Source organism: Microcoleus sp. Pol14D4 (assembly GCF_036701245.1).
Classification (GTDB): domain Bacteria; phylum Cyanobacteriota; class Cyanobacteriia; order Cyanobacteriales; family Microcoleaceae; genus Microcoleus.
On the sequence record NZ_JAUBQM010000013.1, the window covers coordinates 13,369 to 39,781 of the forward strand.

Below are 26,413 nucleotides of genomic sequence, written 5' to 3' on the forward strand. Positions count from 1 at the left end.
GTATGATAAGTAAAGGCTAAAGCGCAAAGGGTACAAGTTACAAGTCAAAAAGTTGGTGGGAGCGCTTTTGAGCTATTACTGACTACAGTTAGCGATCGGACAGGGGAGTAAGGCTGAACTTTCGTAAATTTCTCGCTTTGAGTCTAGTCTCTGGCACAGGTAGTAATTTTTTTAATTTATTTTCTGGGTTTTTGCATAATTTTCTGGATTTGCCCAGATATATAAACAGGAGGCTGCAACAGGCCTTGTTGGGAAGGAGTTCGTGTTTGTGAGTGCGATCGGCGAAAGCTTTGCTATGCAAGACTTTTGCTGGGTGAAAGGCGAAGGTAGGCAATATAGGCAGTAGGGATGAAATAGTACATGGAATCGAGTCATTGGTATGAATCCAATTTTGGTGGTAATTGCCAAATAGATTCATAACCAATCTGAAGCTCGTAAAAAGTTCATTTTTCTACTTTCTTAAAAATTTAGTATAAAGGACTACAGATGGTATTCATAATTAAGGCAGAAATACTCAGTAAATGTGGGAAGAAAGTCATTTCTCAAGGCTTAATTTTATCTGGCATTTGTCTAACGCTGACAGGTTGTCCAAAACCAGAACCTCCTCCACCAACAACCAAGTATCATTTTTACATCGTTCTGTCACCCATTAATCAAGAGCAAGTTACACAAGCCACAGCATTTTTAACCCAAGCTAAAGGCAAGGTTGATAAAAAAGCACAAATTATTGTTCCAGGAAACCGCTACACAATCGCCAAGTTTTGTGAAAAAGACACGCCTGAATTTCCCACTCCTGGTACTGAATTGCCCGATGAAAAACCAGTATCAATTCAAGCTGTAACTGGGGAAGCGGACAAAGCACTCACTAGAATAGCAAATGGGGAAATAACCTGTAAGGCTAGTGCAGAATCTCTCGCAAACCTTGCACCTTACTTAAAGGATGCGGCATCTAAATACCCAGAAAAAATAATTGTTTTGATTCAAGCTCCTTGGAACCTCGCTGAGGTAAATCGAGCCTTTCCCAAAATTCAAGCTGGAATGGATCAATTAGCTCAATCAGACAAAGAAAAAGTAGAAAAAATTATTTTATTTGGCGTGAATGACGGAGCTGCCAATCAGGTCGCTACAGCCTTTCAACAGTTCAATAAGGATGGGAATAGAAAGGCTGAGTCTCCAGCTACAAGCGTTCCACAAACGCTTAACCACCTCAAGAAAATCCACACTGATGTCTTAAAGTTAAACTAGCTGAATTTATATTTGACAGATCATGCCCAACTCCGATGAAGCAGAAATTGACAAAAATCTCAACAGCCAATTTCCGGACGATATTCGTCACTGGTTGAGGAGAAACGATCCAGAACTCTATTTTATCTTGTTGTCAAAGTTGCTCCCAAAGTGCAAAGAACAACTGCTATTACAAAAAAATCTGAAGACTAGAGAGGAGGATTTACAAAAACTACATAAGTTGTTAAAAGATGCAGAAATTGAAGTGGCTGCTACAACAGCAGCACTTCGTTTTTGGGAACGAGACACTCCAATCATTTTTCCTGGCGTGAGATTTGGAAGATTTAGTATAGGCTTTTGGTCTCTCCCGCCTTGGTCATTTTTTAACACTTTCTTTGATTGGACGCTGAAAATAGGACTCAGTGTAGTACCAGTTCTTTCTTTATTCAGCATTTTCACTATTTCTGACTTGAATAACCTCCAATATACGCCGAGCGTTATAGTTAGTATTTTATGTGGAATATCACTTGTTTGGCTGACTTCAGCTACAGTGACTAACTGGATAGTTTCTCAGGATAAGAATAAACAGCATAATCAAGAAAATAATCAGTTACTAGAAGAGACAGAGGAAGGAAAAACAAGCCAGACTAAATTTGATAAAATTTATCGAGCTTGTTTTCCGGCGATCACAAAGTTGACCAAACTTATATTTCCTATTCCTATTTTGACAGGCTTGATCAAAATTGTAGTAGGAACTGATTTAAGAGTTGATAGTGATACATTCTTGTTTTTTATCATTTGGCTGTTAGAAGCTTTAATTGGGTATGCTACCGTACCGCCACTAATTGATTTAGCAAGAAGCAACAATATCAACTTAAGTACAGGTGTTCCCGAACCACTAGCGGCTCTGACGGGTGAGCAGAAATTTGAAATTCTTTTTGGTGTAAGTATCTTTGCTTTCATAAATATCATGTTTGCCATTGCTAAAGGCAGAACTTATCGAGTTAACTCTGAGAAAAAAATAGCCCTGGGTAAAGCTATTGCTCGGAGAGACATGAATAAAATATTGTTAGCTAACTGCCAGAAAGAGATAGCATACTTGAAAGAAAAGAATCAAGCGCTTGAGCAACTTCTCAGACCCAATAAATTAATTGAGAAGTTTCACCAGGGAATTGAGAATCTCTCAATTTGGGCTAGGCAAGGTAAAGACTACAGTGATATTGATGACCCTAGTCCCAATATTGAAATTACCAATAATGGAAAGCTACACAGTCCAAGCATTCCCGTTCAGGAAAAATTTACTTCTGGCCAGGAAGGTTCAGAAAATCTAACCAATCGATAAAAAATTGTCAACTAATAGGAGTAAAAACTATGTCATCGAATAATGAAAAAAGCACTAACTTTGAAAAAGTAGCCGCATTTGTGGATGCTGTTACTCTTCTAGCGTCAGGTGCAGGTGGTGTAGCTCCTCCTTCCCCTGATATACAGACCCAAAAACCCAATTATTCCATTGTTGAACAACAAAAGTCAGAAGCACAAAAACGGTATGAATCGCTCCCCAAAATTTCTAAGACACTTGAGTTGGAGGAACAATTAGAGACAAGGGGAGGCGAAAGAGAATCTGAACAAAGAGAGAAAAGAGATAACGAGCTAGAGACCAGCTTAAACGCAGAAAGTATGGCAAAATCTTCAGGTTCTCCCGATCCTGAACCTGAAAGCGAAGAAGGTGAGTACGTTAGTGAGTATATGAAGGATCTTGAGAGTCGCTTGGAAGCTGGGACCTTAACCCTTAAATCTCCCGAAGAACACTCTGAATGTGAACTCAGCGAATCGGAAACTGAATCTGAGTCTGAATATAGCAAATCGGAAACTGAATCAGCATCAGAAAGCCATAGTGAAATGAAATACGGTTAAGCATCGAGTTGCAATATACAAACGGTGATAAATATGCGGAACGCTGACGAAAATCAAGCAATACCACCAAAAGCTAATCAGTCTATTAATCACATGGGGTCTGTAAATCCGAATGTCTCGAACCAGCCGATAGAACAAGGCTCTATAAATCAACCCTTCAAACCAAATGGTGAACAGATGATTCAGGGGTCTACTCCTTCTGGCTTGAAGAAAATGATTGAGCAAATTTATCGTGAAGAAAAAATGGATCAGGTTGTGATTGTTCTTGATAAGGTAAAAAATGCTCGTCAAAGGTATGAAAACAGCTATTGGCTATATCGGATTTTTTTACCAGGCCCTTTCTTGCTAGTTTGGAATATAAAAAAACTCTTGCAATCCAATACCGTTACTTCTCAATTAGTGAAGACTTTAGATCCTGATGAAGTAGCTCTACTGCTGTCTAATGTACTTTACGCCGTCTCGCTGCTGTTTGGATTCGTAATTTTTATTTCATTATCATTAAAAGTATCAAACTTACAATGGTGGTTTGTTACTGGAAGTGTATTTATGTTACTTTTAGCAATAAGAGTCATTTGGTATGAAAAAATAATTCAGGATACTCGCTGCGTCAAATTATATGACGACTTCAGCAATGCTATCAAGGATCAAGAGGCAGAGGAGCGTCAGTTCATTGCAAACATTTGTGGCTTATATAATAAACTCAGAAACACTGAAAATGAATCTAAAGTTAACAGACTTCTAGATCGCATCAAAATAAACGATAAAAAAGAGTACAGAAGGCTTGAACTAGAAAGCCAAGAGAACTTACAAGCCCTTGAAGCAAGTGTAGCTTATGCTCAAACTAATGATGCACAAATGCGCCAAAAGCTCATAAATGAAACTGAGCTTGAGTATATGGCATCTAAATATCAAATCACAGGTGAGGGAATGTACGCGCAGGCACATCAAATAACTTTGGCAATGATTAGAAGTGAAGAGACAGTTCTAAAAGCACTTGCAGAGGCCTTGGTAGGCGATGAGAAAGCGAACCGTGATATGTTGCGTTTTATCCAACAGGAACTTGCAATATTAGGCGGTTTGAAAGGTGATTTAGGAAAAGATGGACGTGGGGCTTACGCTAAAGTGAATTTTAACGAAAAACTTCACGATCTTATGAAGACACGAGCTAAAAGATACGGGAGTACAGAACCATGATTGATTACATTGAAATTGAACTTTCTCATGGCGAAATCGTCGATTTTTTATCCTATCCTTTGGATCAAGCGTTTGACTGTCTTGAGGGTAAGCTAGTTAATGAGGATTTGTGTAATGCTTTAAAAGACCCGACTAACTACAGGAACCTCCATTCAGACCAAGGTGTAATCTTTCTTGGATTTGCCTCCGATCGACCTGATTATCTTTGCAGGTTTCCCGTGTGGCTACCTGCTGATTTAATCACGAATCACATTTTAATTGGTGGAGCCATTGGAAGTGGTAAAACGACTCTAACTTACAGGCTAATAGCTGGTGTACTAGAGAATTTTGGAACAGTCGTTATCGGTGAGGCTAAGGGTGGTCAAAACGGTTATGCCGAAGGTGCTGCCTTTACAAATTTAGCTTTGTATTTGCAGAAGAGATCTAACAGACCTGCATATCGCTGGCCTAGAGGAAACTGTTGGTTTAATTCTCTGCCATATTTAAGGGATAAATCAGACAGAGATAGTTTTTTACAAGCGATACGTCGGCTAATTCAAGTAGGTGGCGATATGCAGTTGTTTATTGACAACGCCGTTGAAATTGCCAGCCTGCTGATTGAGTATATGCAGATGGATACGAAAAACGATCCGAAAAAGTGTACGCTGAGAAAATTAGTTTACTTTCTCAGGTATCCCAGTGAAGTAGAAAAAAATATTACTAAGCTGATTAATCTTATGGGAGAGGTAAAGGGACTTGATTCGACAGGCAAGGCAGATTTCACAAAAATTAAAGACATCAAGCATAGACTGGAAACATCAAATTTTTTCAGAATGCTGAAAGATGAGTATGTGGGAACTCGTTCCGGGATAAACAGACTGGCTAATGAAATAGAAAAAGACGAAGATGTACTGTATTACAGTGAACCGCATAATCAAGGTCTGGATGGTCAGCCACTTGTCGAGTTAATAATTGATGACATACTCTACAATCGCTCACTGGTGATTGTAAGCCAGCCCCTAGCCAAGCCTAGTTCAGAGAGTGTTGGCGTTCTTTTCTGGGATTCTTTGTTGAATCAAATTTTAGAAATCGGACCAAAATTACCGAAAAATAAAGCTGGCAAGCGTAGAGAAAAAGTAGCAGTTTTTTTAGATGAAACTCACCGTTTACCTGTTGGCCAGTTGGGAGATGCAGGTGAGATTCTTCGTGAGTTTGGTGTTGGTTTAATAGAAATTACTCCTGCGGTTGTAGATACTGCAAGATGGGAAAAGAATAAATCGGTTTGGCAAACGATGATTTCTCTCAGCCCAGGAATTGATGCTGTCACCAAAGAAATATACGCTCATCTTCCTGCCATTCCACAGGATGATATTACTATTCGACCTTATAAGGATGCTCAAGGAAGAACAAGAATTGGTTATGAGATTAATGATAAATCATCTCAAAAACAGGGAAATGATAATCCAGGGGTGTCTTGGCGTTCTCTCCAATATACGGGTAATAGAACAGCTTTACTATGGTTGAACAACAATAAAGCTCTTTTCTGGATTGATTTTGAAAGTGAACTTCTAAAGCACATTGATGGCTTACTCAAAGATGCGATTTCCCCCAAGGCTTCAAGGGCTGTAAAAGCAGCCGTAGATTATGCTCTTGGATTGGTTAAAGAGTTTCGCGTGTAGTGGTGTCATGCTGATTGAAGAGCGATCGCCCTTATTTTAAATACAAACAATCAAACTACTTGCTCAAAAGAAGTTCATCAGATACAATTCCGAATTAAACGGAAACGATCTCACTTCCCTTAATTACAAAACAAACTCGGCTCTACATGAAAAAAACTCCCCAGAATCAATGCCAGCTCTTTGCTAATATCTCGATCGCCATTAACCACTTCATACACTCTTTTTTCAGATCCAATAACTCCCACTAAGTCAGCAGGTTGTAACTCTCTTTGTTCCATCAAAAACAGCAGTATTGAATGAGGCGTTGCTGTTGTTCCTGGTGCGTAATATTCCTGCTCAAATTTTTCAATCAATGCAATCAGCAATTCATATAACTCATTTTCTTCAGGAGTGCGATCGCCCCGGTGCATTAACTCTTGCACAATAGCCAGAGCCTTCTCATTATCCGCTTCATTTCTAATTATTTTAGGTTGATACAGAGACAATAACTCTTTGTATTTATCTGGATTAAAAGTAAGGGTCATTTTTCCATTTCTCCTTATCATACTCAGCATGGGTGAGAATATATTTGATATAAATTAATTGGCTTTCATAATCCATACTAACGATTAATCGATAATTATTACCTTTGATATTAAAAACTGTAAACCCCCCAACTGCTTCGGCTTTAGGAAAAACAGATTGTACCTCAATTAAGTTAGACCATTTAGCCTTGCTAGCAATTTTAAACCAGTTATCCAAAGCTTCCCCGCAATCAGCATGAGTTTCGCTATATTCACGCACCCGTTTGTAGCTGATTATGTGCATCTACTATACGCAATTTAAACTAAGTTTTAGTTTAGCTCAACCAATTTCTTTGGTCAAGAGCGATCGCCCTTAATCTGCAAAAGGTAGAATAGGCCCGAAAGCCTGTTCCTAGAACCCCATTTGTGGAACAGACCGGAAAGCCTGTTCCTAGAACCGACAAAAAAACAGACTCTTTGTGGAACAGGCATCTTGCCTGTTCCTGACAAAAAGCCACACAGATTACGAATCCCGATCGAGCTTCAGCACAGCCATAAAAGCCTCCTGCGGCACATCCACAGTACCCACAGACTTCATCCGCTTCTTACCCTTCGCCTGCTTTTGCAGCAACTTCTTCTTCCGCGAAATATCACCGCCGTAACACTTCGCCAACACATCTTTCCGCAAAGCCGGAATGTGCTCCGAAGCAATCACCTTAGCGCCAATTGTCGCTTGAATCGGCACCTTAAATTGATGGCGGGGAATCAACTCCTTGAGTTTTTCCGTCAACCCGCGGCCCACATTGTAAGCCTTATCCCGGTGTACGATCATCGCCAAAGCATCAACCGGATCGCCATTAATTAAAATGTCCATTTTCACCAACGGATTTTCGCGGTAGCCAATTATGTGATACTCCATGCTCGCATAACCGCGCGATCGCGATTTCATCTGATCGAAAAAGTCAGTCACCACCTCCGCCAAAGGCAACTCGTAAACCAGCGTAGTTCGGCCTTGACTGAGATACTTCATATCCATAAAAATGCCCCGCCGACTTTGAGACAGTTCCATCAGCGCGCCCACATAAGTTTCTGGCGACAGCATTTCTACCCGCACATAAGGTTCCTCAATTTTCTCGCGATACTGAGGCTCTGGCAAGTGGCTGGGATTGTCAATTGTTAACACTTCCCCTTTAATTGTTGTGATTTGATAAACCACCGAAGGAGCCGTAACAATCAAATCCAGATTGTATTCTCTCTCCAGTCTTTCTTGCACAATTTCCATGTGCAGCAAACCCAAGAAACCGCAGCGAAAACCAAATCCCATCGCACTCGAAGTTTCCGGTTCGTAAGAAAGGGCCGCATCGTTGAGTTTGAGTTTTTCTAAAGCTTCCCGCAAATCTGGAAATTGGTCAGCATCGATCGGGAACAAGCCGCAAAAAACCATCGGTTTTGCTTCTGTATAACCCGGCCAAGGCTCCGGTGCAGGCTTTTTGACCAAAGTAATCGTATCGCCGACGCGAGCATCAGCTACGGCTTTAATTGCCGCAGCCAGATAACCAACTTCCCCGGCGTGCAGTTCGTCTACTTGAACTTGAGTCGGTGAAAGGATGCCCAATTCATCGATGACATATTCCTTACCCGAAATCATCAACAAAACTCGATCGCCCTTTTTGACACTTCCGTCCATCACCCGGAAATACACAATTACCCCGCGATAAGGGTCGTAATAACTATCAAAAATTAGCGCCCGCAGCGGTTTGTCCACAGTATCCTGCGGCGCTGGCACCAATTCGACGATCGACTCCAAAATCTCATCTATACCAATTCCTTCCTTAGCCGAAGCCTCAATCGCCCCGCTACAGTCCAGACCGATAATTTCTTCAATTTCCCCTTTTACCCGTTCCGGTTCTGCTCCCGGCAGGTCAATTTTATTTAAAACTGGAATAATTTCCAAATTATTTCCCAAGGCAAGGTAGACATTTGCCAAGGTTTGTGCTTCCACGCCTTGAGATGCGTCAACCACCAGCAGCGCCCCTTCGCAAGCAGCGAGCGATCGCGACACCTCGTAAGAAAAGTCCACGTGTCCGGGAGTGTCGATCAGGTTGAGCACGTACTCCTGACCGTCCTTGGCAGTGTAATTCATCCGAGCCGCTTGCAGCTTAATCGTAATGCCGCGTTCGCGTTCGAGATCCATATTGTCTAAAAACTGCTCCTTCATCTCCCGTGCCTGCACAGTCCCAGTCGCCTGCAACAGGCGATCGGCCAAGGTCGATTTTCCGTGGTCGATGTGAGCAATAATCGAAAAATTACGAATGCGAGATACAGGGACGTTAGTCATGTTTTTTATCGAAGAGCTAATCGGCAAAGGATACTTTTTGTTGTATGATTACACAAGCAAGAGTAGAGTGCTTACTTCAACCTCTTACTGGGGATTGAGATGAAACCACAACAGAGACAAACCTCAAGAGTATCAGTTATTACCATTCAAGTGTCCGGGTTCGGTCGGACACCCAAAAGGAAAAAACTTTTCTCTGTCTCATTGTACAGAAAGCTGTTAAGCGGTTGAGGAAAGGTGGGGTGCAAATCAGGGACTGCAAATATCTAGTCCAGTCGGTTGTCATGAAAAGAATTGAAACTTAAGAATTAAAACTAGGATTTTTTAACTATGAGCCAGCCAAGTATACCCTCCCACAGTTCGTCAGAAAAAGTGGAACTATCTATCCATATAGATTCGGAACTGCTAGACCAAATTAAGCACTTGACGAATGACCCCAGCAAAGTCATTGAAACAGCAATCAAGCAGTGGCTCAGAGGCGAGCGCCGCGAAGACGAGCTGGCTCTGAGTTTACGCCGCAACCCCCCAGTCCCGCCGCGTGGTGAATGGAACGACTGAGCTGCTCTCGCCCCAGACGGCGCGCGCAAATCAGCAGGCTGTGAAATTTAGAGCGCGCGGACTATCTCCTGCAGATTTCGTGACGAAACCTACAGGTTGTGGGCGAGTTAACTCGGCTAACTGACAACCTCGGAACTATTCAAGGTGACAGAAAAAATGCCTGAGCCAGTCCCAGAGTTGAGCTGTTGGCAGCCTCAGATTTTGGCGTAATTTTCAAACTAGATAGTTAATCGGTGCAGATTCCTAATTCCTCAATCTAAATTTTTATTTCTTAATTACCCAAAACGGCTGAGAACGAATAGTGTTGAGTTTTGAGTTGAGTTCAGAATTAAATAATTAATATTTTATGAGTTCATTAATCACTCAAAAGTCAATAGTAGAAGCATAAAATTTTTGCAAAGTGTGAGTGTTGAGCGATTAATGTTTTAATTAAAAAGCCAAGAACTTTTTGGATTAATAACTCACCAATTAACAGTAGAAGCCCCAAACACTGGGGAGTATTGAGTTCTTTATTAAAAACTCAATACTCCCAAATCAGAACTACTTTCATCCCCTACTCTGATGGACTCTAACACAGATTTCCGGCGATCGAGCCTCGCCTCTACAGCCTTTTTTCAAGAGTTAGGGGCAGAATTAGTATTTACCCAAGACGGCTCTGGTAAATATCTATCTTTTTATTGGCAAAAAGCCGAACAGTACAACCTTACAGCAGAACAAATTGTCGATCGCCCCCTCAGCGAAACCCTGCAACCCATCCCCCCTGCGCCTTACCTCGATATCCTGCAGCGGGCGCTCGAAACCCTCGTACCGCAACGGTTCAGCTATCCATTTTGCCACGCCGGACAATATTTCCTCTTCGATTTGACACTTACTCCGGCGATCGACTCAAACGGCAAAGCTGCAAAAGTCTTAGTTATGGGAAGGCTGCTGTCTGACAAACCCACAGACAGACGGCCCGACTCCCCAGAATTTATGCTTTATCCAGCTTTGCCATCCCCATCGGACGCCCGCCCACCAATGTCGCTTCCAGCGAGCCACATCCCCGGTCGAGTTCTCCCTTCCTACTCGGAAATCGACCGCAAAATCATCTCCCAAATTGCTCAAAACCTGCACAAAACCCTCGATTTAGAAACAATTTGGCAGCAAACTGTTAACAGCTTGGGTCAAGTTTTGAACGCGAGTCGCTGCATCATCTGTTCATACAAACAAGACAGCGAAAATCTCGAAACTTCTCCCTTCCTTGCCTCGGAAAATCAGCAGAATTCGACCGCAGCAGCAGCCGAATTACAACAGTCAATAGCTAAGGACTCCTCGCCCCCGCTTTCCCCAGCTCAAATCGAAAATCTCCAATCGAAAACTTTTAAAGTAGTAGCTGAATACCGCCAAGAACCTTACTCTTCTATGCTGGGATTAGAACTGCGCGCAGCCGAACAGCCAGGGTGGATTCAAACTTTAGCCACCTTAAAACCAGTAGCAGTCGATTACGCCTCCCCCGCCGCAGATCCCTTCCACCGCCATTCCGTGCTCGTAGCAGCTACCTTTTATGAAGACCAACCCAATGCACTGATATGTTTGCACCGCTGCGGCAGTTCCCCAAAATGGAGTCATGTCGAACTCGAATTCGCCCGCGAGTTAGTCGCTCAAGTCGGCAGTGCGATCGCCCACGCTACACTTTACCAAGAATTAGAACAGGCCCGCGCCGAAGCCGTAGCTCTTTCCCAACTTAAAAGTCAATTTCTTGCCAATACTTCTCACGAACTCCGCACCCCCCTCAACGGCATCCTCGGCTTCCTAAAACTGCTTGTGGACGGCATGGCAGATGACCCCGAAGAAGCGCACCAATTTATCGAAGAAGCTTACCGATCGGCATTACATTTGTTCAATGTCATTAACGATATTTTGGATATCGCTAAAATCGAAGCTGGCAAAATGGAGTTAGACCTCGCTCCCGTAAAACTCGGCGAACTTTTGCAACAAGTTGAGAATTTTACACGGGTTCAAGTCGAGCAAAAGCGATTGCAATTTCAAATCCAAAAACCTTCTGTTGAGGACGAGATTATTGTGTACGGCAACTACCAACGCCTGCTTCAAGTAATCTTGAACCTCACGGGCAATGCGATTAAATTTACTGGGGAAGGGGGAATTCGCATCAGTGCTGAGGTTATTAAGAAAAAGGTGACAGTTCACAACCAGCAGTTCCCCGGAATGGTGAAAATTCGAGTCGCTGATACTGGCATTGGGGTTTCTCTCGACAAGCAAGATAAATTATTTGAGTCGTTTTTTCAGGTGGATGGCGCTCGTACCAGACAATACGGCGGCACCGGTTTGGGATTGGCTATTTCTCAAAAACTGGTAGAAGCAATGGGAGGTACAGTAAATTTTTACAGTATGGGGGAAGGACTCGGAGCTACGGTTACTTTTACTGTACCCCTTTACCAAGAACCACTATTTAAAAATTAATCATCGGTAATAAATTATCAATAATTTCTCCTCCGCACGTTGAAGGAATCAGGAAGCCTAAATCAGGAATCAGCAAAAAGTAAGAAGCAAGAAAAAATCAGGAAGCAGCAAAAAACAGCTCTAGCAGTTCTCAAATTTCGTGAGGCACTCGAAAGCTTTATTAGCAATTAAAAAACTGTACCTTACTCACTTAAAAATGGCTATATTCCTGTATTTGTGAGTTTTTTTGCCTTAATAAAAGTCATCTATAATTGGTAATTATCCTACAAACACAGTTCGATCGCCCACCAGCGTATAAATTTTGACTTTTATCCGTCGCCAAGCTCCCTCCTTGGGAGTTTTGGACTCCTATCGATCGCCCGCGCCACTTCCGATCCCCACCCAGAATTGGCATAAATCAAATCCGGGGGATACGGATAACAGCTCATCTTTAATCTATCGGCTGGTAGCTCACACCTCCTAGTAAACCCCCACAGCCCGCCAACTTTACAAGAACTTAATGCCTGCTTTTAGGACTGATTCAGCTTCCGAATCCCCTACTGTAAAGGATTGTTAAGAAAACTGTTGCATAAAGGACGCTCTCCGTTCTATGTGCCGATCGTAAAGATCTTGTAAAGACAGCCCAACTACTTAGTAATTTTTGAAAGCGTGTGGCAATATTTAAGTAGAATTACGTAATTTATAAGTGGGACAGCCGCAGGCTGGCAAATTGAGTAAATTCCTGCTCTGTTGCCGGAGTGGTAAACTTTTGCCAGTCTAGTAGAAAAAGGGTTGCTATGAATCAGCAAATATCAGCTCAATCGCAAAAGCTTTTACTCCAAATTGGCAGAAGTATTCGTCGAACCTTGGATATCCATACCATCTGGCAGCAAACAGTTAACACTCTGGGAGAAACACTAGGCGTCAGCCGCTGCATCATTTGTCCCTATGAAAGTTCTAACCTGCAAGTCAAAGTAGCTGCTGAATACTGCCAAGAACCATTTTTACCCATGCTGGGAATGGAAATCTCGCTCACAGCAGCACCTCATTTCCTTCAAGCTCTAGCCACCCTCGAACCAGTGGTAGTAGAGTCCTTTGCAGCCAATGACCCTTTTGGACCCCAGTCGCTGCTAGTGGTGGCTACCGCTTACCAAGAGCAACCTAACGGCATAATTAGCTTGCATCAGTGCAAAGGTCGATCGTCGGGGAAGGGTAAGACCGATCGACCTTGGACTCAATGCCAAATCGAATTTGCACAAGAACTCGCCGAGCAAGTAGGAAGTGCGATCGCCCTCGCCACTCTCTACCAAGAGCGCAGCAAGCGAGTACAAGGACTATCCCAGCTCAAAAAGCAATTTTTGTTGAAGGCGTCCCACGAGCTCCGCACTCCCCTAAATCACATCATCGGCTATCTACAACTAACCATAGACGACCAAGCTGACGATCCCATAGAGGAGAGAGATTTTATCGAAGAAGCTCACCGTTCGGCTATCCACCTTTCTGAGGTAATTTCCAATATCTTAGATTACATTGAGTTAAGTGAAGCTTGCCAAACTCACGCAGAGTTAGCCACTTTCAGGACTCAGGAAAAATCGGGGCATCAGTAAATCTTCTAGTGGCGTATTTAACAAGTCTAATATTTACCGTGCCAACAAGTTTTACCCTGGAAAAAGCTGATACTTTATCGATAGATTCCCTAAATAAATTCGGTAGCTGGTTCATCAATTATTTTTAGGGAATTATAGTTTTACACAGTACAGCATAGCAACTACTACACGTAGTAGCTTGGTGTATCGATCGTATTATGTCCGCTGGAACAACTCCCATCAAATAGGTTATTTGACCGGAAAGGATATTGCACGCATAAGATTGCACTTTCGCACTTTTAATGATTTTAACTTGTGCTTGATATAATTACCCACTGCCCTTTTTTTTCGGAGTTTTTGGAGGGCTGACATATCGCGCCCAAAAAGGTTCCTCCATATCTTTCATCGCTGCTAGTTTTTGGCGTTCTTCCTCTATGCGCTTGCGTTCTGAAATATCGGAAAATATGTTGATATTGCCGACAGTCTGGCCGCCCGCATCTCGCACGCGTGCGGCCCAAAGCCAAACATCGATCGAACTACCGTCTTTTTTCAACAAAGATATTTCCAAACCGTTTTGCGGTTTGCCATTAGACGCAGACTTTAGCAGCGCGTAAAAATCTTGCTTTTGGCCTTGAGGAATATTCGGTAAAGGTTTCCCTAGAACCTCAGCAGCAGTCCAGCCAAAAAGTTGTTCGGCGGCGCGGTTCCAAACAACGGTATGGCCGTCATTGCTGGTACAGTTAATTGCCAGCGGCGCCGATGCTATCTGGGCTTGCAAAACTTGGTTAACGAGTTGTAGTTTCAATTCTACTTGCTTGCGATCGGTAATTTCCTGACAAGCGCCCCACAAACGGACAACCCGTTCAGCAGTTTTGTCCCACACCACTTGCCAGTAGTCCCGCACCCAGCGCACCTCGCCTTTTTGATTAATAATGCGATACTCATTAGCTCCAGTGCGGCTGAAAGAACAGCCTTCTAATTGTTTAATTAACATTTCTCTGTCGTCGGGATGAACGAGTTCAGAGTTCCACCAACCAAACGATTCTAATTCTTCAGGAACGATCCCGGTGCAGCGCTCAAAAGCTTCTGTCGCCCACTCGCAGGCGAACTTGCCGTCGGGAAGTCCCTTAAAAGAATAGGCAAAATCCGAAGTGATTTGCGACATAACTCTGTAGTGGAGTTCCGACTCTCGGACTGCGATTTCGGCTTGCTTTCGTTCCCCTATTTCCCGCGAATTAATTATAATTCCCTGCACGCTAGAATCGTAAAGCAAACTGTTACCTATCGACTCCATGTAGATCCAAGAACCGTCAGCGTGGCGTTTCCGATATTCGATTGCCACCCCAATTCCTGGAGATTCTAACAACTTACCAAAATACGTCTGCCAAGCCAGCAAATCATCTGGATGGATTAACTCGCCGTGAAATTTACCAATTCTTTCTTCTGGGTTGTAACCCAAAAGCCGCTGTAGGGCTCCGCTGTGGTATCGAACTCGCCCGTCGGAGCCAACAATGCTAATTAGATCTGGAGAATTACGCAGCATAGCTTGCAGTTTTGCTTCACTTTTAGTTAATGCTTGATTGTCCCTGCGATGCTGGCTGATTTGTTTTTCCAACTGCTCCCGTAACTGTCTGATTTGCCCTACTTGCTGGGCTACAGTGCGTTCCAAAAGGCGATTATTTTTTTCACTTTCAACCAGCTTTGCCGCGTTATTTGTGGCGCTTTCAAACAAGCGGCTGCCAGCCATTTCCTGTAGAGAATTTGATAAATCTTCCAAAGTTTTTGTAAAAATTGCCTGTTGCGGGTGTGGCAATTCCCTAGCTTGTTCCTGCAATGTTTCTAAGTGTTTATAGACAGTTTCTAGCATTTTATTAAGGGGGGAATCTAATAGTTGCCTGCGGGTGCAACCCTTAAAAAGCGGACACAAGTTTTTTCAACATAACCCCTAACAAAGACTGGTAGGTGGCGATCGACCCATCGCGCTCTCAATAACCAGGCATTTTGGGACTTTATTTTCAAATCATAGCAACCGATAGAGACAGTAAATTCTTGTTGCGCCCTAATTGCCAGCCCAGCAGCACCCCAAAAAGTGCTCGCCAAGAGTGCGGGTAACTCCCCTACCCAGTGAATGTGGGGCTTCTCGCGGTTAAGCTAAACTAGATGGGTGTCAAGAGAAAGAGGGATTTATGACAGAGCAAGCCAACGCTCGCGATTTGTTTCGCGCTGCTTACGAACACCGCTATACCTGGGATGCCAATTTTCCCGGTTACAGTGCCGATATTGAACTCAAACAGGGCGACGAAGTATATACGGGTCATGTTTCTATCAAACCCGACATGAGCGTGGAAGTCAGCGGCATTGAAGAGGAGGAAGTGCAGCAAAGCGTCTACACCCAAATGCGCGATATTGTCACCCACCGCAAACGCTCGACATTTGAAAAATCTCACGGCAAAAATAGCTTTACCCTGGGCGAGAAGGACAGCACCGACGCTGTAGACATCTTGGTGCAAGGCGACTCAATGGGCTCGAATTATAAAATCCGAGGTCTCTCAATTTGTCAAGTCAGCCGGGTGATGGGCCGCATGGCTTTCGTAATTGACACACACAAAAGCTTAGAGACACCCGAAGGTTCTTTGGCGACTCACTATGATGCCGTTTTCCGGAACCCCCAAACAGACGAAATCATCAGAGAACTCGAATTTGAAGATACCTTTGAGAAGATAGGCGACTATTATGTCATGACAAAGCAAGTAGTTCGAGCAAAAGAAAAAGGTCAACTGACAACAACCGAGTTCAACTACTCCAACGTCAAACTGCTAGAACCAGCAGTAGTGTAGCGCGATCGAAAACCCAAGTTCTTAAATAAAACGGGTTTTTTTGGTTAACCTATCAGAATCAACTTGATTTGGCAGCAAGTAAGGCTACGATCGAACTAGAGAGCGAATTCAGATCGAGCATCAGCATGACAGAAACCGGGTTTCCGGCAGCCAGTTCACCTGAGTGCACAAGTCTTTTGTCAAGGAACCCGGTTTCTTAAATCTCGTGCGGTTGAGAATGCTGCCCTTGAGTCAAATAGAACAAAATCAACTGCAAGAAATCATCACAGAGGCGAAATATGACACTAGCACTAACCAGAGATAACGTCGAAACAGTTCTCGATGAAATGCGCCCTTACTTGATATCCGACGGCGGCAACGTCGAGCTCGTAGAAATCGACGGCCCAGTCGTACACCTGAGACTGCAAGGAGCTTGCGGCTCTTGCCCCAGTTCCACAATGACTCTGAGAATGGGGATTGAACGCCGCCTGCGCGAAGCCATCCCAGAAATTGCCGAAGTCGAACAGGTAATGTAATTAGTCAGTTGGCAGTTGACGGTTGACAGTTAACTGTTACCAGTTGACGTTTAACAGTTGACTGTTGACTGTTACCAATTACCAATTACCAGTTGAGTGTTGACTGTTGACTTTTACCAATTACCAATTACTAATTACCAATTACCAATTACCAATTACCAATTACCAATTATCAATTACCAAATTCAATGTCTCATCCTCTTTATGTAGCCTTCATTTGGCACCAACATCAACCGCTGTACAAATCCAGAATATCAGCTAACTCCACAGAGGCTCAATACCGACTGCCTTGGGTGCGCTTGCACGGAGTCAAAGACTACTTGGATTTAGTGCTAATGCTGGCAAAATATCCCAAACTTCATCAAACCGTAAACCTGGTTCCGTCCTTGATTTTGCAGATAGAAGACTGCATCGCAGACAAAGCATTAGACCCTTACTTGACGGTGACATTAAAGTCAGCAGAAATTTTAACCCTCCCAGAACAAGAGTTCATTTTAGAACACTTTTTTGACGCCAATTACCACACTCTGATTCAGCCGCATCCCCGCTACGCTCAACTCTACACTCAGCGGCAGGAAAAAGGCATTCAGTGGTGTTTGGCAAACTGGAAATTGCAGGATTTTAGCGACTTGCTAGCGTGGCACAATTTAGCTTGGATTGACCCGATGTTTTGGGACGACCCCGATATTGCAGGGTGGCTGAAACAAGGACAAAATTTTAGTTTGGTAGACCGAAAAAACATCTACTCAAAACAAAAAGAAATCCTCGCTCGCATCATTCCCCAGCACCGTAAAATGCAAGCTGAGGGACAGTTAGAAGTCTCCACAACCCCCTACACGCACCCGATTTTACCGCTGCTGGCCGACACCAACGGCGGTCGCGTAGCTATTCCAAACATGACGCTGCCACAACACCGGTTTCAGTGGGCAGAAGATATTCCCCGACACCTGAGAAAAGCCTGGGAAATGTATGAAGATCGGTTTGATTGCAACCCGCGCGGTTTGTGGCCGTCGGAACAAGCAGTCAGCCCGGAAATTTTGCCCTACATTGCCAAACAAGGCTTTAAATGGATAGTCTCGGACGAAGCAGTATTGGGGTGGACAATTAAACACTTTTTCAACCGCGACGCGACAGGGAATGTCTACGAACCAGAATTCTTATATCGCCCTTACCGTTTAGAAACTCCTGACGGTGATTTAGCCATAGTATTTAGAGACCACAGATTGTCCGACTTGATAGGGTTTACTTACGGTTCGATGGAACCGAAAAAAGCAGCATCAGATTTAGTGGGACACTTAGAAGCGATCGGCAAAACTCTCAAACACCGACAGTCCGACGGCCAAACAGCTTTAGAAAATCCCTGGTTAGTGACGATCGCCCTAGACGGCGAAAATTGCTGGGAATTCTATCCCCAAGACGGCAAACCCTTCTTAGAATCCCTCTATCAAACTCTCAGCGACAATCCAGATATCAAATTAGTCACAGTCTCGGAATTTCTCGACAAATTCCCAGCAACCGAAACAATTCCCGCAGCCCAACTGCATACCGGTTCCTGGGTGGACGGTTCTCTGACAACTTGGATCGGCGATCCGGCGAAAAATCGCGCTTGGGACTTGTTAGGGCCCGCGAGGCAAATGCTGGCAAACCATCCAGAGGCCACAGAAGAAAGCAACCCAGAAGCTTGGGAAGCGCTTTACGCTGCCGAAGGTTCCGACTGGTTCTGGTGGTTTGGCGAAGGCCACACGTCGAACCAAGATGCCATGTTCGACCAGCTATTTCGCGAACACGTAGCGGCGATTTACGACGCTCTCGGCGAGCCCGTACCCCCGGAAGTGCGGCGGCAAGTAGAGGTGCACCAGGTTCAAGGCGACCACCTGCCGCTGAGCTTTATTCACCCGGTGATTGACGGTATCGGCAACGAACAGGATTGGGACAAAGCCGGTCGGATTGAAGTTGGGGGAGCAAGGGGTACGATGCACCGGAGTTCGGCAATTCAGCGGCTTTGGTACGGGGTTGACCACTTGAATTTTTACATTCGCGCCGACTTCAAGGTAGGGGTGCGGCCGGGAATTGATTGCCCGCAGCAGTTAAATTTGTTCTGGTTTTATCCCGATCGCACGATGCACAACAGTCTGATTCCGCTGTCGGGTTTGCCTGACGAAGCACCGCTAAATTATCGATACCACCATCAGTTAGAGATTAATTTGCTGACGAAATCGATTTGGTTTCAGGAAGCAGAAGACGGCGATCGGTGGCAGCCCCGCATTAGCCGCGCCCAAGTGGGAGTGGATAAATGTTTGGAGGTAGCAGTGCCCTGGGCGGACTTGCAGATTATGCCCGACTGGCAGGTGAGGCTGATTGCGGTTTTATCGGAAGGGGATCGTTACTTTAGCTGTATGCCGGAAGATGCTTTGATTCCGATCGGAATGCCGTAAAAAGTCATTAGTCATTAGTCATGAGGCTGTAGGGGCGGGTTGCACTAGCTTTCATAGAATTGGCAGCCTAAATAAATATCAACTCGCCCCCTGAATTAGTAATTAGTAATTAGTCATTTCTTGAACCAACAAACAATTAAATAATTATCAAATTATATTAAATAGGGGCTTCAAATCGGGCTACCTAATGCCTCGCTCGTTTCGATCGCGTCCGGTTGATCTAAGGCTATAAAATTTGTTTGTAGTGAGGGCTTAATTTCTCATAAAAAAGAGGACTTAAGTCCTCGCTACAAAAGATATAATAGTTAATTTACCGGACATCATATCATTAGTCATGGGGAAATTAACACACTAATGAGCCGCATTTTACTCTTGATCGATCGCCACCAACAACTGAATTTGCCGATCGCCCACCTCAACACCGAGCATGAGGTGATCGTACTCGATCGCGCTTTAGATCCCAACTCCGAATTTCCCATTCCCCAAATCGCTTTTGACTTGTGCATTCTCGACGAGGCAAATTTCGATCGTATCGGGCCGCTGGTAGAATCATTAAAAGCTGCCGCCGAGCCGATATTTTTACCGTTTTTGCTTGTTAGTAAGTCCCAAACGCCTGCTCTTTTTGAGCAGCCATTTTCGCAGCAGGCAAAACCACTAGAACGCAGAATAGACGATTTGATAGTAACTCCCGCCGAACCTGCCCAACTGCATTTGCGGGTAGAAAATTTGTTGGCGCGCAGGCGGCTGTCCCTAGAACTCCACAAACTTCAGGAAGTAATTAAGGAAAGAACTGTTACAGAAAGCTTGTTAAAGGACTCGCTGCAAACGGCAAACGAAAACCTGCAACGGGAAATCACCAAGCGGGCGGAGGTAGAAGCTGCAGGGCGAGAAAACTCCTATCTCGACTTGCTGATGAATGCCATGCCAGATATTGTCTGCTTCAAAGATGGCGAGGGCAGGTGGCAGGAGGCAAATCGAGCGATATTGGAAGTGTTCGAGCTAGAAAAAATAGACTACCGCAGCCTCAAAGATTCTCAGCTAGGAGAACTCAGCAGTTTTTACCGGGAGGCCCTAGAGGCGTGCGAGGTGAGCGATCGAGAAGCGTGGGAAAAAGGTACTCTTTCTAGGGGGGAAGAAATAATTCCCCGATCGGACGGTACTGTGAAAATCTACGACGTGATTAAAGTACCCGTATTTCACCCCGACGGCAGACGCAAAAGTATAGTGATTTTGGGTCGGGACATTACCGAACACAAGCAAACTAGAGACGAACTCGTGCGCTTGGCCTCTATTGTCGAGTCTTCCGACGACGGCATAGTCGGCAAAACCCTCGCCGGGACTATTCAGAGCTGGAACGCAGGAGCAGAGAAGATTTACGGCTACTGTGCCGCGGAAATTAAGGGTCAGTCGATCGAGATTTTAGCCATACCCGAACGCCCCAAGGAAATACCCCAAATTTTGGAAAATATTAGGGCTGGAGCCACCATCGACCATTACGAAACCGTACACTTGCGGAAAGATGGGCAACAGATAGATGTGTCCCTGACGATTTCTCCGATTAAAGACGCGACTGGAGCGGTAACGGGCGTTTCCACAATCGCTCGCGACATCAGCGACAGCAAGCGAGTCGAAAAAGCCTTTGAACAACTCCGCCACCAAACAGAAATGATTTTGTTCTCCGCAGGAGAAGGAATTTGCGGGTTGAACAAAGAGGGAAAAGTAACTTTTGTCAATCCTGCGGCGGTGAGAATGGCTGGGTGTGAATCGAAGCAATTGATCGATCGACCACTCTCTGAAAGCTTACACCGTGTACAGGAAGAATGCTCAAAGGCGATCCAGCAACTCTCACCTGCAACAGACATCAATTCAGGCTCTGGACTTGTCCCACACTGCGCCGCACCGCAGGCGGGCAAACTGCTGCCGAACCGGGTAAGTTCTCAAATTTTAGCCACCTTGGAAGACGGAGAGGCGCGGCGCGTCACCGATGAGATTTTTTGGCGGCGAGACGGCAGCAGTTTTCCGGTTGAGTACGTTGTCGCTCCGATGCGAGAACAAGGCGAAATTATTGGAGCTGTAGTGACTTTTAAAGATATTACGGAGCAGCTTGCCGTCGAGCGCATGAAAGATGAATTCATCTCTGTTGTCAGCCACGAACTGCGGACACCAATGACCTCAATTCACGGCGCCCTGGGCCTCCTCAACAGCGGCCTGCTGGACGCTTACCCCCAGAAAGCTAAGCGGATGCTGGAGATTGCTGTCACTAACACTGACCGCTTGGTGCGCTTGGTCAACGACATCCTGGATTTAGAGCGGATGGAGTCGAGTTACAGCACTGCCGTCAAACAAACTTGCAATGTGGCTGAGCTGATGTTGCAGGCGGCTGACGAGATGCAAGGAATGGCTCAGCAGGCGGGAGTTACTCTGTCGGTGAAGCCTGTGGGGGCGCAATTGCAAGCTGTTCCCGATCGGCTAATTCAAGCCTTGACAAATTTACTCAGTAATGCTATAAAATTTTCTCCCTCCGGCGCTACGGTTTGGCTGAGCGGGGAGTTGACCCACAATCCGGATTTGGCAGAAAAAGCAGCCCACAAGTCGGTGTCGTCTCCGTCTTTGTTGTCTCCTGAGCCTGCCGCCGCGCCTCCGCACTTGCCAGGGACGAGCTCGTGGTACATCGTGATTGCTGTGAAAGACCAAGGGCGGGGTATTCCGCCAGACAAACTGGAGATGGTCTTTGAACGCTTTCAACAGGTTGATGCTTCTGATTCTCGCCAGAAGGGAGGTACTGGTTTGGGGCTGGCTATTTGTCGCAGTATTGTGCAGCAGCACGGGGGGCGGATGTGGGTGGAGAGTGTTGTGGGGGAGGGCAGCACTTTTTTCTTAAGTCTGCCACTTCTCAGGGAGGGGCTTGCAACTGAAAGTTAATTACTACCCAGGTGTACCCAAAGTTACTGATTTTGTGCAGATTGTTCGATCGAGTCACCGACAAACAATCTCAGCCTTTTCTGGCGTTTGGGGACAGCAGGCAAAAAGCGCGATTTGAGGTGGAAAAGCGGCTTTTTTTGGGTAGGATATTTTACAGCAACCGCGCCAGACGGTTAGGATGTTCTTAGTTGAAATCCTGCCGCTCGATTGCAACTTCGGTCTTCCTTGTTCCTTCTTTCTTCAACATCTGCTATACAGTTTTGAAAATTTACTGTAAAGTCTGATCGGCTAAAATAATTTGCTTTACAAAATATTCACATTTCGCCTCTAATCTGTGATCAGTTCTCATTTCTAAAAAAATGTTAATTTTGACTGCCAAGCGCATCTTGGTTATTGACGATGCGGAAGATATTCGGGAAGTAGCTCAAGTCAGTCTTGAACTGGTGGGGGGCTGGGAAGTCCTGACAGCGAGTTCGGGCCGCGAGGGGGTTGCTAAGGCTCTTGCCGAACAGCCTGATGCTATTCTATTGGACGTGATGATGCCTGACCAAGACGGGCCTACTACTTTTTTACAGTTACAAGCTAATAAGGCTACGCAGCACATTCCGGTAATTTTATTGACAGCTAAGGCTCTGGCTGGGGACAGGCGGATGTTCGCGGATTTGGGGGTGGTGAGCGTGATTGCCAAGCCTTTTGAACCGATGTTTTTGGCGGCTCAGGTCGCTGAAGCTTTGGGCTGGGAGCAAGAATAGATCGATCGCCCGCCTTGAATTGTACAGTTTTTCAAGCAGTAGTTTTGCAGGCAAAGATAGTTAAAAAAACTTGCTTTCTTTGGTATCGTTCCTGAGATCGAATCGGGTCGATCGGACAGGATATATGTAGCGACTTAGGCGCCGTGCCTTTCGTCTTGTCAGCTTAAGACAAAAAACCTCAGTCCGATATCAATTTCAACCCTGTCGGTGTTGGGGTGAAATTGATACAAATTATGGATGCCTAAGTTCCTATTGGTACTGCGCTTATTTAACGGCATTCGACCTCAGCCATGAACTGAATATTCCTGTGGGTTTCTCGGACAAATATAAGCTGGCAGGATTATTTTACTTTTTGTAACAACTCACTCGTCTTCATAAGTTCTTCAGGTTTTAGTTTTATGTTTAAGCAGAACGTCAGGGATCGCTCCTGACTGTTGGCAGACACATTGGGAGAAGACGACTATGCCCTCAGCTTACATTTTGCTACTAATAGTTTCTCTGGCAGCAGTCTGGGTTTACTGGCAAACCTCTCAAGATATTTTTGTTCTTGTGGCTTGGACCGGGCTGGGTTGTTTTATTTGGGGTTTCTCTTGGGCTCCTTGGAGCGTTCAGCTTTTGATTGTGGTGTTACTGTTAGGCCTCCAAAAGTTCTACTTGCGCGACGCTCAAAGCTGTGAGTGAAAGAGATTTTTGATTTTTGTGCCTGGAATTGAGATATGCAGGCATTCGTGAATCTCTCTAATGATTTGGTTATCGCTCCATATCTTCAAAAAAGGTTTAAAATATCATGAATAGTTGCCCTTGTTGCTCCTCTAAATTGCTCCGCCACGCTCGCCACAATCGCGTTTATTGGTTCTGCTCGCACTGCTGGCAGGAAATGCCCGATCTGTCGGAGATGATTTTAGGTAACAGCGTGCGGACTCACAAACGCGACGGTTTGGTGAAGGTGGCGACTTTGACTCCTAAATTGAGGATTTTTGAGTCTGTAGAAATTGCTTAGTTTGCTGGAGTTAGTCTCGCGATAAATATTGAGACGGAAAAGATTTTTGATTGTCCCATCTGTTAGATTTTTTGATAAAAAATGCAAAAGCCCCTTCCGTGTGAAGTGAAGGGGACTTAAGAGGGGGGGCTTTTGCACTTGTGATGGGGTCGATCGCCCGACTGAATTTCAGCTATTGTATGCAGTTAAGCTGATTACATCAAACCGATTTGAGAGAGAATGCCTTGACCGGTGAGGAATTCGGTAGCTAAGCCGATAACGAAGCCCAACATTGCCAAACGGCCGTTCCAGGTTTCAGCAAACTCAGTGAAGCCAACTTTTGCGTCTTTGTTTTCCATGACCAGAAACCTCGTTTAATTTCAACCTTATGTAACTAAACTTAACACAGCAGTACAAACTTTGCAATATATTTTTACAATTACTGTTCAAATGCCGGAGATCAGCGGGAGGTGGCCGCAGGGAGAGGGGCTCGCGGGGGAAGGAGGAGATTGACATCGAGCTTCGCTGTCTGCTAGGCTTAAGGGAAATCATTGGGTCATCAAAATTCCAGTGCCGAGCGTGGGCTGCTGTCTCACCTATCGTATATGTATATTTTTTTACACATATGCTTCAATATGTGATTAGTAAATAACAGTGCTAAGTATTTATCTAAATATCTATTGCAGTTGTCTATTAATCTCATATAGATGTATACATATAAGAATATTTACATATACGGTAGATGAGACATCAGCTCACACCTAGCGTCACCTGAAAAGTGTTTGCTTAGTGTGAGTTGTTCTCATTTATGAATTTTCCGACAGAAAATTATCCATATAAGATAAGTAAATTAGAAGTAGCATTAATCCCTACTTTTAAACCTTATTTGTTTGGGAATATTCATCTCTTACCAATCCCTAAGCAACATTCCTTATGTGCTGGATAACTGATGTTTCAATGCTGTTGTAAACAACAAGCAAAAGGAAACCGAAATGAATCCAAAGCAGAAGCATAACAAGAAGCAAAAACTTATCGATGATTATGGTCATAACTGTTGGTGGTGTGGTAAATGTCTCCCAAAAAATCAACTGACTATCGAACATTTGCGCCCCAAAAGTCTCGGTGGATCTGACTGTCTAGAAAACCTACGACTTGCTTGTATTTCATGCAACCAGTCTCGCGGAAACAGTCTCTACCCTCCCAAGTGGGTAAGGGGTAATTGTTTATAGGTAACTTCTCTATTCACCACCCGGTTTTTCAAATAAACCGGGTTTTACCCAGAAATAAACAACCATAATCTTCCCTAAGCGATCGAGAGAAGGAAATAACAAAGATGGCTATGAATAATAACGAACGAGTTGGCAATGCTTTAAAGTTTCTCTGTCAGAGATTGTACCCTTATGTGGAACAGCAAATGCAAGCATTTTACGGCGAGCGCTGGCTGGCAAAGGCTCAAGATTGCTTGGTCAACAATAAAATACCCAAAAAAAAAATAATAGATAATATTCTGCGTGAAGATGTTTTGACCCTGTTGTCAGTCATGTCAAAGCAGTGGGATAATGTCTTCAAAAAGCATCTAACTCCTTTTGAAAATGCTCTAGTGATTGAACTTATAGAAGTCCGCAATAATTGGGCGCACAATTCCTCATTTTCCAGTGAAGATACCTATCGCGCTCTCGGCAGTATTGCCAAACTACTTAAAGCTATAGCTGCCTCAGATGCAGATATTAAAGAATTAGAAAAGCAAAAACAAGATGTCATGAGACTTCTTGCTCAAGAGCAAACTCGTCACGAAACTCGAAGTTCTTCTGCGGAAGAATCTCGCTTTAGAGCAAGTTTAGCAGAATTACTAGAAACACTAAATTTTCAGGATGCTTCTTTGTTAAACCAGGCACTTACTCACCGCTCGTATCTTTACGAAAATCCGAAAGAAGTAAGTGAAGATAACGAGCTACTAGAGTTTCTTGGTGATGCCTTGTTAACTTTCCTGAGCGCTGAGTATCTCTATCGTGATTATTCAAATAAAAGTGAGGGTGAACTGACTTGCATACGTTCTGCGTTAGTAGATAAGGCACAGTTAGCGAAGTTTGCGATCGGGTTAGACATTGGCAAATGGATGCGGTTAAGCAAAGGTGAAGCAACAAATGGAGGTACTGCTAAAGAGTCGTTGCTCAGCAACACTTTTGAAGCAATTATCGGCGCGTATTTTCTAGATTCCGGCATTGAGGCAGTCCGCGATTTTGTAGAACCGCAATTTACGTCAGTAGTGGAAGAAGTTATTTCTTCTCAGCCAGAACCGGACTCTAACATTTTTGTAGACCCGAAAAATCAGCTTCAGGAATGTGTACACCAGAATATCGGGCCAATTACCCCTCAATACATCACAATCCAGGAGGCAGGGCCAGATCACGCTAAAGAATTTACTGTGGAAGTGCGTATAAATGGACAAGTATACGGTCAAGGTAGCGGTCGCAGTAAAAAAGAAGCTGAAAAACGTGCTGCTGAAGTCGCACTAAAAAAAGTCCGGCTAATATAGAGACGTTTTCGATGCCATTAATTTCC

22 protein-coding genes are annotated in these 26,413 nt (G+C 44.4%); 17 read left to right on the plus strand and 5 right to left on the minus strand.

Features of this window, described 5'->3' with window-relative positions; translation table 11 throughout:
• The first annotated feature begins 486 nt into the window (after positions 1-486).
• The 5 genes from QUA33_RS07755 to QUA33_RS07775 are packed head-to-tail and all read left to right on the plus strand — an operon-like array spanning position 487 to position 5,990.
• Complete coding sequence (locus QUA33_RS07755) at positions 487-1,245, plus strand: hypothetical protein (RefSeq protein ID WP_333147821.1); 759 nt, start codon at positions 487-489, stop codon at positions 1,243-1,245.
• 22 nt (positions 1,246-1,267) lie between these two features.
• Positions 1,268-2,566, plus strand: coding sequence for a hypothetical protein (locus QUA33_RS07760; RefSeq protein ID WP_333147823.1), 1,299 nt, complete (start codon positions 1,268-1,270; stop codon positions 2,564-2,566).
• Between the two features lie 29 nt (positions 2,567-2,595).
• Entirely contained in the window at positions 2,596-3,138 is a 543-nt protein-coding gene (locus QUA33_RS07765) for a hypothetical protein (RefSeq protein ID WP_333147825.1), read from the plus strand.
• A gap of 33 nt (positions 3,139-3,171) precedes the next feature.
• Positions 3,172-4,332, plus strand: a complete 1,161-nt coding sequence (locus QUA33_RS07770; RefSeq protein WP_333147826.1) for a hypothetical protein — start codon at positions 3,172-3,174, stop codon at positions 4,330-4,332.
• Entirely contained in the window at positions 4,329-5,990 is a 1,662-nt protein-coding gene (locus QUA33_RS07775) for a hypothetical protein (RefSeq protein WP_333147828.1), read from the plus strand. The genes QUA33_RS07770 and QUA33_RS07775 overlap by 4 nt, the downstream gene beginning before the upstream one ends.
• A gap of 119 nt (positions 5,991-6,109) precedes the next feature.
• Here QUA33_RS07775 and QUA33_RS07780 read toward each other — a convergent pair whose 3' ends face one another.
• The 3 genes from QUA33_RS07780 to lepA all read right to left on the minus strand — a co-directional run bounded on the left by QUA33_RS07780 (position 6,110) and on the right by lepA (position 8,831).
• Entirely contained in the window at positions 6,110-6,514 is a 405-nt protein-coding gene (locus tag QUA33_RS07780; protein ID WP_333147830.1) for a transcriptional regulator, read from the minus strand.
• Entirely contained in the window at positions 6,498-6,797 is a 300-nt protein-coding gene (locus QUA33_RS07785) for a type II toxin-antitoxin system HigB family toxin (protein ID WP_333147832.1), read from the minus strand. Before QUA33_RS07785 ends, QUA33_RS07780 begins: the two co-directional genes overlap by 17 nt.
• Before the next feature lie 219 nt (positions 6,798-7,016).
• Positions 7,017-8,831 (minus strand): translation elongation factor 4, encoded by a 1,815-nt coding sequence (gene lepA, locus QUA33_RS07790; protein WP_333101039.1) that lies wholly within the window; start codon positions 8,829-8,831, stop codon positions 7,017-7,019.
• Positions 8,832-9,158: 327 nt separating this feature from the next.
• Between lepA and QUA33_RS07795 the strand changes: the two genes are divergently transcribed.
• From QUA33_RS07795 to QUA33_RS07805, 3 genes are all read left to right on the plus strand, one after another.
• The gene (locus tag QUA33_RS07795) at positions 9,159-9,386 is read left to right on the plus strand and encodes a type II toxin-antitoxin system CcdA family antitoxin (protein WP_333069950.1); all 228 of its coding nucleotides are present in this window, start codon (positions 9,159-9,161) and stop codon (positions 9,384-9,386) included.
• Positions 9,387-9,947: 561 nt separating this feature from the next.
• Positions 9,948-11,846 (plus strand): ATP-binding protein, encoded by a 1,899-nt coding sequence (locus QUA33_RS07800; RefSeq protein ID WP_333101040.1) that lies wholly within the window; start codon positions 9,948-9,950, stop codon positions 11,844-11,846.
• Positions 11,847-12,622: 776 nt separating this feature from the next.
• Positions 12,623-13,432 carry a GAF domain-containing protein gene (locus tag QUA33_RS07805; protein WP_333101041.1) on the plus strand — a complete coding sequence of 270 codons (810 nt, stop codon included), beginning with the start codon at positions 12,623-12,625 and terminating at the stop codon, positions 13,430-13,432.
• Between the two features lie 307 nt (positions 13,433-13,739).
• On the opposite strand, the gene QUA33_RS07810 is transcribed toward QUA33_RS07805, so the two are convergent.
• Entirely contained in the window at positions 13,740-15,278 is a 1,539-nt protein-coding gene (locus tag QUA33_RS07810) for a PAS domain S-box protein (RefSeq protein ID WP_333147834.1), read from the minus strand.
• Positions 15,279-15,597: 319 nt separating this feature from the next.
• Here QUA33_RS07810 and QUA33_RS07815 point away from each other — a divergent pair, with 319 nt between their 5' ends.
• The 7 genes from QUA33_RS07815 (at position 15,598) to QUA33_RS07845 (ending at position 23,872) form a co-directional block, all read left to right on the plus strand.
• Positions 15,598-16,248, plus strand: coding sequence for a DUF3386 domain-containing protein (locus QUA33_RS07815; RefSeq protein ID WP_333147837.1), 651 nt, complete (start codon positions 15,598-15,600; stop codon positions 16,246-16,248).
• 278 nt (positions 16,249-16,526) lie between these two features.
• Complete coding sequence (locus QUA33_RS07820) at positions 16,527-16,763, plus strand: NifU family protein (RefSeq protein ID WP_006632519.1); 237 nt, start codon at positions 16,527-16,529, stop codon at positions 16,761-16,763.
• 188 nt (positions 16,764-16,951) lie between these two features.
• Complete coding sequence (locus QUA33_RS07825; RefSeq protein ID WP_333147839.1) at positions 16,952-19,198, plus strand: glycoside hydrolase; 2,247 nt, start codon at positions 16,952-16,954, stop codon at positions 19,196-19,198.
• A 354-nt stretch (positions 19,199-19,552) separates the two neighbouring features.
• Positions 19,553-22,120 carry a PAS domain S-box protein gene (locus tag QUA33_RS07830; RefSeq protein ID WP_333147841.1) on the plus strand — a complete coding sequence of 856 codons (2,568 nt, stop codon included), beginning with the start codon at positions 19,553-19,555 and terminating at the stop codon, positions 22,118-22,120.
• Between the two features lie 359 nt (positions 22,121-22,479).
• The gene (locus QUA33_RS07835; protein ID WP_190655560.1) at positions 22,480-22,872 is read left to right on the plus strand and encodes a response regulator; all 393 of its coding nucleotides are present in this window, start codon (positions 22,480-22,482) and stop codon (positions 22,870-22,872) included.
• A 462-nt stretch (positions 22,873-23,334) separates the two neighbouring features.
• Entirely contained in the window at positions 23,335-23,553 is a 219-nt protein-coding gene (locus QUA33_RS07840; protein WP_333147843.1) for a hypothetical protein, read from the plus strand.
• 196 nt (positions 23,554-23,749) lie between these two features.
• Complete coding sequence (locus QUA33_RS07845) at positions 23,750-23,872, plus strand: hypothetical protein (protein WP_333074128.1); 123 nt, start codon at positions 23,750-23,752, stop codon at positions 23,870-23,872.
• A gap of 194 nt (positions 23,873-24,066) precedes the next feature.
• Here the strand turns inward: QUA33_RS07845 and QUA33_RS07850 are convergent, their stop codons facing one another.
• Positions 24,067-24,210: a chlorophyll a/b-binding protein gene (locus tag QUA33_RS07850; RefSeq protein ID WP_015176459.1), complete on the minus strand. Its 144-nt coding sequence runs from the start codon at positions 24,208-24,210 to the stop codon at positions 24,067-24,069.
• 633 nt (positions 24,211-24,843) lie between these two features.
• Here QUA33_RS07850 and QUA33_RS07855 point away from each other — a divergent pair.
• Positions 24,844-25,080, plus strand: a complete 237-nt coding sequence (locus tag QUA33_RS07855) for an HNH endonuclease (protein WP_333147845.1) — start codon at positions 24,844-24,846, stop codon at positions 25,078-25,080.
• 110 nt (positions 25,081-25,190) lie between these two features.
• Positions 25,191-26,387, plus strand: a complete 1,197-nt coding sequence (gene rnc / locus QUA33_RS07860; RefSeq protein ID WP_333147918.1) for a ribonuclease III — start codon at positions 25,191-25,193, stop codon at positions 26,385-26,387.
• Positions 26,388-26,413: the final 26 nt, after the last annotated feature.